Annotated in this window: 9 protein-coding genes; 2 read left to right on the top strand and 7 right to left on the bottom strand. The window is 32.2% G+C overall.

Going from position 1 to position 8513, the window contains the following annotated elements; genetic code table 11:
• The 7 genes from R2808_RS11225 to R2808_RS11195 all read right to left on the bottom strand — a co-directional run.
• Positions 1-539: cupin domain-containing protein (locus tag R2808_RS11225; protein ID WP_371271108.1), on the bottom strand; the 539-nt coding region annotated here is incomplete at its 3' end.
• Complete coding sequence (locus tag R2808_RS11220; RefSeq protein ID WP_371271107.1) at positions 539-1519, bottom strand: carbon-nitrogen hydrolase family protein; 981 nt, start codon at positions 1517-1519, stop codon at positions 539-541. The genes R2808_RS11220 and R2808_RS11225, both read right to left, overlap by 1 nt.
• Before the next feature lie 63 nt (positions 1520-1582).
• Positions 1583-2005: an acyl-CoA thioesterase gene (locus R2808_RS11215; RefSeq protein WP_371271106.1), complete on the bottom strand. Its 423-nt coding sequence runs from the start codon at positions 2003-2005 to the stop codon at positions 1583-1585.
• A gap of 77 nt (positions 2006-2082) precedes the next feature.
• Positions 2083-3663 (bottom strand): AMP-binding protein, encoded by a 1581-nt coding sequence (locus R2808_RS11210; protein WP_371271105.1) that lies wholly within the window; start codon positions 3661-3663, stop codon positions 2083-2085.
• Positions 3664-3740: 77 nt separating this feature from the next.
• Complete coding sequence (locus R2808_RS11205) at positions 3741-6044, bottom strand: FAD-dependent monooxygenase (RefSeq protein ID WP_371271104.1); 2304 nt, start codon at positions 6042-6044, stop codon at positions 3741-3743.
• A 10-nt stretch (positions 6045-6054) separates the two neighbouring features.
• Positions 6055-6525 (bottom strand): SRPBCC domain-containing protein, encoded by a 471-nt coding sequence (locus R2808_RS11200; protein WP_371271102.1) that lies wholly within the window; start codon positions 6523-6525, stop codon positions 6055-6057.
• A 2-nt stretch (positions 6526-6527) separates the two neighbouring features.
• A complete protein-coding gene (locus tag R2808_RS11195) occupies positions 6528-7136 on the bottom strand; it encodes a flavin reductase family protein (protein ID WP_371271101.1) in 609 nt (202 codons plus the stop codon).
• A 142-nt stretch (positions 7137-7278) separates the two neighbouring features.
• On the opposite strand from R2808_RS11195, the gene R2808_RS11190 reads away from it, so the two are divergent.
• Positions 7279-7974 carry a Bax inhibitor-1 family protein gene (locus tag R2808_RS11190; protein WP_371271100.1) on the top strand — a complete coding sequence of 232 codons (696 nt, stop codon included), beginning with the start codon at positions 7279-7281 and terminating at the stop codon, positions 7972-7974.
• Between the two features lie 66 nt (positions 7975-8040).
• Positions 8041-8513: AMP-binding protein (locus R2808_RS11185; RefSeq protein WP_371271099.1), on the top strand; the 473-nt coding region annotated here is incomplete at its 3' end.

Genomic DNA, 8513 nt, shown 5'->3' with positions numbered 1-8513 from the left:
AATGGAATATCTAAACCATCTTGCCAAATGCACGTTTTTCCATCGGCAGCAACACCATGTTCGTGCCAAGTCGAGTTGGGAGTGATAACAAAATCATTGACTTCCAATTCAATTTTATTACCATCTACAACGGTATAACCGCCTTCGCCTTCCATAATAAAGCGTAGGGCAGAAGCTCTATGACGATGTGCCGATGTGAATTCGCCCGGACGCGTTACTTGAATTCCAGAATACAACCAGCCCACAGCCGCAGCTACATCTTTACGTTTTTCGTTAATTAAATAGACTACGCGTCTTCCGGCTTCTTCAGGCGTTACTAATTCTGAAGAACGTAAAACCAAATGGCGTAAATCGTCATATTTCCAAAGCATAGGAACTGAAGTAGAACGTGGTTCCCAAGGCTCAATATCGTTGGCAACTGTCCATAAAGCACCAGCACCAAGGTTTTCTAATTCTTTATAATACGCTTTTAATTCATCAGATTCTTGAACTCTTGCGCGTCCATAAATATCATCAGAATATTGATTTTCTTCCATCATTATCTTTTGTTAAATTCGTCGTGATTGTTTATAAAAGTAATTTTTCGAGTTGGAGCAGTATTTACTCGCAAATCGAAAATATCAAATCGGTTGTAATGCCCTAAAATATCGTGCATTTGTTTTGGCTGAATACATTTTGCTAAATCAATATCCGCATAAATCATACCTTCATCATCAATTAAAGGTTCGCCAATAGTGGCGCCGTTTGGTCCAATAAACCCAGAAAAAGCAGAATTTTTACGTTCTAACAACTCTTCAACATTCGGAACATCTGGTTTTAAAAACGCCATAATTTCTTTTGAAATAGTTGAACATGATACTATAGTAAACAATTTTCCTTCAAAAGAATGAGCCGCAGCACGAATTTTAATTGCTTCTGCCATATTGTAATCGGGTGGTGCAACGGGAAGCGAAATGTAATTCGCAATGTGAATTAATTCGCCTTGCGAAAGCAATGTAAATCGCGCTAAAGTATTCGTATTTTCACCACAAGCTAAAGTTCCAATTGGACCAACTTCTGTATCATACACTTTTAATGAAGAACCATCACCAGACGTCCAAGTTAGTTTTTCAGCCCATGTTGGCACTAATTTTCTATGTTTACCAATAATAATTCCTTTATTATTGATGATAAGATTGGTATTGTAAATTTCGCCATAACTTTTACCGCGTTCGTTGATTCCAATAACAATTTGAATATTGTTATCTTTAGCAGCTAAACACAAACGTTTAATATCTGGTCCAGCAACATCTACTGAATTTTTATACAATTCTTCATACCATTTGCTTCCTTGAACGGGCGTCATTATCCAGTTCCAATACGGATAACCAGCTACAAATACTTCTGGAAAAGCAATTAGTTTAGCACCATTATTGGCTGCTTCTTTTACAAATGAAATGGCTTTATCTATTGTTTTTTCAACATTTAAAAAAACGGGAGCAGTTTGAACGGTTGCGGCTTTGAATTTTTTGAATTCCATAGTTAAATAATTACGAATTTAAAATTACGAATTATGAATGTAAGACGAAAACTAATTCGTAATTCATAATTTGTAATTCATTATTTTCTTTTTCATTTCCTCGTTAAAAGGCTCTGCTTTAATAGTATTTCTATCTTCTGCAATGGTTACATTTACTAAAGTAACTTCGCCTTCTAAAACTATTTTTTCAGCTTCATTTGTATATTTGAAACCGCAAATTACCGAAGAGGATTTTAATTCTTTTACCCAAAGTGATTTGGTTAGAATTTCGCCTAATCGAGCTGCGTTTTTAAATTGTACTTTTAAATCAACTGTCGGAATTCCATTCGTTTCGTGCATTTTAGAAAAAGGTCTTTCTAAAGCTTCTTCAAACCAATCTTCCACTAAATCGTTTAACATTTCTAAAAATCGTGGATAGAATACAATTCCTGCGTAATCGATATGTTTAAAGCGTATTTTTTCTTGTTTTATAAAGGGTTTATTCATTTTATTAAATTATGAGATTCTTCACTTTGTTCAGAATGACAAGAAAAATCACTAATCACTCTTCACTATTTACTAATTTATTTCAATTTAAATCGTTGAATTTTACCTGTTTCCGTTTTGGGTAAATGGGTTATAAAGTTAATCATTCTTGGATATTTATAAGGAGCCGCAACTTCTTTAAACCATTTTTGAATTTCTTTAGCAAAATCATCAGAAGCTTTTTGTTGTTCTTTTAAAACAATATTAGCACAAACTAGCATTCCTCTTTCTTCATCGGGAAGTCCAACAACGGCACATTCTAAAATATCGTCATGTGTCAACAAAACACTTTCCACTTCAATTGCGGCTATATTGTAACCTGATGAAATTATCATATCGTCACCACGCGCCACAAACCAAAAATAACCTTCTTCATCTTGACGGAAAATATCTCCTGTAATATTCCATCCGTTTTGAACGTATTCTTTTTGTTTTTCAGTTCGGTTTAAATATTTACAACCTGTAATTCCTCGAACGGCTAAACGACCAGGTTTTCCAATAGGAGTTTCGTTTCCATTTTCGTCAATTAGTTTTGCTTCGTAACCTAGAATTGCTTTTCCAGTAGCGCCAGGTTTCATGTTTTCTTCATTGGAAGAAATAAAAATATGTAAGATTTCTGTTGAACCAATTCCGTCTATAATTTTTAAACCTGTAGCATTATACCAATCTTCCCAAACTTTTATGGGTAATGTTTCGCCAGCGGAAACACACTTGCGTAAACTTGAAATATCATATTCATTCAATTTGGTTGTTAAAACACGCCAAGCCGTTGGAGCGGTAAAACAAATCGTAATTTTATAATCTTGAATAGCTTGTAATAATAAATCGGGACTTGGTTTTTCAATTAAAAAAGTAGAAGCACCAAAATACATAGGAAATAAAACCAATCCACCTAAACCAAATGTAAAACCTAAAGGTGGACTACCTGTAAAAACATCATCTTTTGTAGGTTGTAAAGAATGAATAGGAAAAGCTTCGCAAATATTTAAAATGTCTTTATGAAAATGTGCCGTCATTTTAGGAATTCCAGTTGTTCCAGAAGTAAATCCAATAATAGCAATATTTTCCGCATTTGAATTGTAATTTTCAAAACTTGTTGGTTTTGAGTTTACTTTTTTAATCCATTCATCTGTATCAAAATACGCAACTTTTTTAAGGAAATCAGATTGCGTTAATTTCATTTCTTCAGCTAAATCGATATCGCAAATAGCATGCGAAATTTCGGCACAATCAATAACGGTTTTTAATTCTTTTGCTCGAAGTAAAGGCATTGTTGCCACCACAACGCCACCAGCTTTTATAATTGCATACCAGCAAGCCACCATTATAGGATTATTAGCCGAACGCAATAAAACTCGATTACCTGATTGCAAACTTAAATCGTCAACTAAATAATGTGCAATTTGATTGGCTTTGTCTTGCAATTGCTTATACGTCCACTTTTCATCAAAAGTTTGAATACAAACCGCATTACCATTTCCATTTTCGATATGAAAATCTAATAACCGATGTGCACAATTTAATTGTTCTGAACGTTGAAATTGCGGTAAATCTAAAAACTGATAATCGGATTGTAAATCAGTAGTAGGTAAGTGGTTGTATGTGAATTTATCTATCATTTAATTACGAATGAACAATTACGAATTACGATTTATATTTAATATTTAAACCAATTTTTTTTTTCATAATTTCTAATTTATTTATGACTTTCAGGTTTTAATGATTTTTTCATTCCTTCAACCATTTTTCTTTCACTGCCAACAAATGGATACAAATGCGATTTTCCTGCTAAATACTGATTAGGAATGTCGTTTGCATCGAAATTCTCGTAAGCTTGCGCATTTCTTACAAAGTAAGGATCGAGTAATAACGGTCGGCCAAGCGCCACTAAATCTGCTTTTCCATTAATTAAAATAGTATTAATTTGATCGATATCTTGTATATAACCTGTTGTAATGGTAGGAATATAAACTTCATTTCGAATAGCATCAGAAAATGGAACTTGCCACATTCTGCCCACTTGTGGTTGTTGGTGTGAAACTGTATTTCCTGTAGAAACATTGATAATATCAGCACCAGCTTGTTTGAAAGCTTCAGCAATAATTAAAACTTCTTCTTCAGTTATTCCATTTTCAGCCCAATCTGAAGCAGAAATTCTTACTGACATAGGTTTGTTTTGAGGAAATACTTTTCGCATTTCAGTAAATACACGCATTGGAAATTTTAAGCGGTTTTCAATTGAACCTCCAAACTCATCTTGACGAATATTTGTTAATGGCGATAAGAAAGATGCCAATAAAAATCCGTGATGAGCCTGTAATTCAATTAAATCAAATCCGGCTTCATCTGCATTTTTAGTTGCTTGGACAAATTCGGCTGTAATTTTATCCATATTTTCAATGGTCATTTCTTTTGGAGTAGCCATTTTATCATTGAATGGAATAGCAGAAGCGGATAGTAATTCCCAAGGATTTGAAATTGGCTCATTAGTTCCTTCCCAAGGTTTTTGAATCGCACCTTTTCTTCCAGAATGCCCTAATTGTATTCCTATTTTTGTAACTGTATTTGTATGAATAAAATCAATAATATTTTTCCATTTATCTATTTGATTTTTAGTATAAATACCTGCACAACCTAAAGTAATTCTTCCAGTTTCTGAAATAGCAGTCATTTCAGTTAAAATCAATCCAACTCCACCGATTGCTCTTGTGGTATAATGTGTAAAATGCCAATCGTTAATTTCTCCATTTTCGGCAGCATATTGTCCCATGGGTGCCATTACAATTCGATTACTCAATTCTAAATCGCGTAATTTAAATTTGGTAAAAGCAGGAGAATTTGAGTTATAAGTTATGAGTTGTGCGTTGTGAGTTTCTAAAAAATTGGCTAAAACTTTATCGGTAAACGATTTATCTCGGATTTGAAGGTTTTCAAAGGTTACTTTTTTGGAACGCGTCATGCAACCAAATGCAAATTGAAGAAAATTATGTTGGTTATGTCGGTTCATATTTTCAAACCAATCTAATGAAACATTAGCTGCATATTGAATCATTTCCACACGATTTCGTCTGGTTTTTTCATATTGCTCGAAAGCTGATTGAATATTATTTTGATTGGCCACAACAGCGTCCGACAATCCAATGGCGCATTCCATAGCTAATTTGGTTCCAGAACCTATAGAATAATGCGCAGTAGCTTTCGCATCACCAAGTAATACAATGTTGTCTTTATGCCATTTTTCATTGATTACATGAGGAAATTGACGCCAATGTGATTTATTGGTAATTAAATGGTGTCCGTTTAATTCTTGTTTGAAAATTGCTTCCAATTTTTGAACAGTATCGTCTTCATTAGTAATTTCAAAACCTAATTTTTCAAAAGTTTCATTGCTACATTCAAAAATCCAAGTACTTCTTCCAGGTTCGTATTGATATGTGTGCGCTACGATTAAACCTTCTGGTGTATTTCTGAAGAAATAGGTAAACGCATCAAGTGGTCGAGTAGAACCCATCCAAACGAAACGATTCCTTTTTAATGTAATATTGGTGCCAAAATCTTCTTCAAATTGCGAACGAATTTGACTCCCAATTCCGTCGGCTGCTACGATAATATCTGAATCTTTAAATTGAGATAAATCGTTAACTTCGGCTTCAAAATGCAAGTTAACACCTTCTTCACGACATCTTTGATGCAACAATTGTAGTAATTTCATTCGCGAACAACCACAAAAACCATTTCCTGTAATGCGAACTATTTCGCCATCGCGAGCAACATCTAAATCATCCCAATATGCAAAATTAGTTCGTATTAATTCGTATGATTTTGGATCGCGAGTTAAGAATTCACTTAGGGTTTCATCTGAAAAAACTACACCAAACCCAAAACTATCATCGGGTTTGTTACGTTCGTAAACATTTATTTCGCAATTAGGAATTGCTTTTTTTGTTAATATCGAAAAGTAGAGTCCGCCAGGACCACCACCAATTATGGTTATTTTCATATTATTGTTGTTAGGAACATTTTTTTTCAATTTTCATGAATTCAAATGCTCCTTTTCTTAAATTTATATTGTATTCTAAATACGCTTTTAGACAGGCTAAAAAGTTTGACCAACCAAAAGAGTTTCCGCTTAACCATTTTAAACCTTTTTCATCTAAATTCATGCTTTTTTCTGAAACAGAAACTAAAGTAGAGCCATCGTGTAAAAGTTCTAATTTTATTTCTACCAATAATTTATCCTCTTCAATTTCCCAATAAAAAGAAATGTATTCATTTTTAATAATTTTACCAACTTGTATTGGATAATCGTCTTCAAATTCTGGAAAATTCCAAAATAATTCCTTGTTTTCTTCCATTATTCCAGAACTTTTCGAAATGAAATAATTTGCCATTTTTTCTGGATTAATTATGGCTTCAAAAACAATTTCAATTGGCTTTTGAATTTGTAACGCAACATTAATTTCTAACTTTTTATGTTCCATAATTATTGCCTTTTAATGGAAAATATTTCGCCAATTTTTCCATAATTTGAACCAGCTAAACGTGCTACAGGTTTGTAAACATCGAGATTAATTCTATTATTTTCTGATAAAATAGAATCGTCAATATGAATAATTTTAATTTCTCCAATTACGACACAAGCCGTTTCATTTTCATCTTTATCTTTAATAAAATAATGATGAATCATTTCGCATTCGAGATTTACTAAACTTTCTTTAACTCTTTTCGGTTTAACAGAAACAGAATCAATTGGTGTTAAATGAGTTACAGTAAATTCATCAACATCAGGAGCAAAATTTCCAGAAGTTGTGTTCATTTGCTCAACGTTATCTGTGGTTACTAAATTAACTACAAATTCGTTGTTGTGCAAAACATTATTTAAAGTATCTTTATTTTTATTGTTATCTCTACGAGTTGAAAACATTACACAAGGCGGATAGCTAGAAACCATATTAAAATACGAAAATGGTGCTAAATTATTAACTCCATTTTTGTCTATTGTAGCAATCCAACCAATGGGTCTCGGTAGTATAGTTCCAGTTAAAAGTTTATATAAAACGGTTTCATCAGTTTCTTTAGTATTGTATTGCATTTTAAATTGTTTCCTACAAATTAAATAAAAAATTATGGATTTTAAAATTTTTAATATAGTTCTTTATAAATATCACAAAATAAAAAAGAATTGTTTTTGAATAAAGATTTATTGTATATTAGTAGCTTTAAAATATTATATTATGGAAAATCATGCACCCGTTATTGTTCGTGAAGCAACCGATTTAGAAAGAGCTTCGTTTTACAGAAAAGTTTATTCGCATTTAGCATTAGCTATTTTAGCTTTTATTGTAGTAGAAACATTGTTTATAAAATTTATACCCGAAAGTGTAATTAGTTTTATGCTTGGCGGCAAAGGAATTTGGTTGCTAATTTTAGGTCTGTTTTGGTTAGGCTCTACATTATCTAACCGATTAGTTTTTAATCCATCTCGGGAAAAGCAATATTTAGGATTAGGTGTTTATGTTATTATAGAAGCCTTAATTTTTTTACCAATGATATACATCGCTTTAATATTATCTGAAGATGTAAATTTAATTATGGAAGCCGCATTACTTACACTTTTTATGTTTGGTGGTTTAACGGCTGCTGTTTTTTTAACTAAAACCGATTTTTCTTTTTTAAGAACTTTTATTGTAGTAGGTGGTTTTGTAGCTTTAGGAATAATTGTTGTTGGCTTGCTTTTTGGTTTTGAATTAGGTTTGTGGTTTTCTGCAGCAATGGTAATTTTAGCATCTGCAAGTATTTTGTATAATACAAGTCAAATAAAAGACCAATTTTCAACTGATCAATATGTAGGGGCTTCTTTGCAACTATTTGCTTCTGTTATGTTATTATTTTGGTACATTCTTAGAATTTTAATGAGTAGAAGAAATTAATTTTTCAATATATATATTAACCTCGATTAATTCGAGGTTTTTTTTATTGTAAGATGATTTTATATTATGAGTTATTACAAAATAAAAGATTTAGAAAATTACTTTAAAATGTATAAAAAATCGGTGCGTGAACCAAGAAAATTTTGGGATCGTATTGCCGATGAACAGTTTACATGGTATCAAAAATGGGACAAAGTTTTTGAATTTGATATGCAAGAAGCCCAATTTAAATGGTTTGTAAATGCTAAAGTAAACATTACTAAAAACTGTATTGACAGACACTTAAACAAAAGAGGCAATAAAACCGCATTAATTTTTGAACCTAATAATCCTGAAGAAGCTGCACAACATATAAGTTATAATCAATTATATGCTGAAGTTTCTAAAATGGCAAACGTTTTAGAAGAGCAAGGCATACAAAAAGGCGATAGAGTTTGTATTTATTTACCAATGATTCCTGAACTTGCTTATGCCGTTTTAGCTTGTGCTCGTATCGGTGCAATACATTCGGTTGTATTTGCTGGTTTTTCTTCTTCTGC

This window comes from Flavobacterium sp., assembly GCF_041392005.1.
Taxonomy (GTDB): Bacteria; Bacteroidota; Bacteroidia; order Flavobacteriales; family Flavobacteriaceae; genus Flavobacterium.
This window is presented reverse-complemented; position numbering and strand designations above follow the sequence as displayed.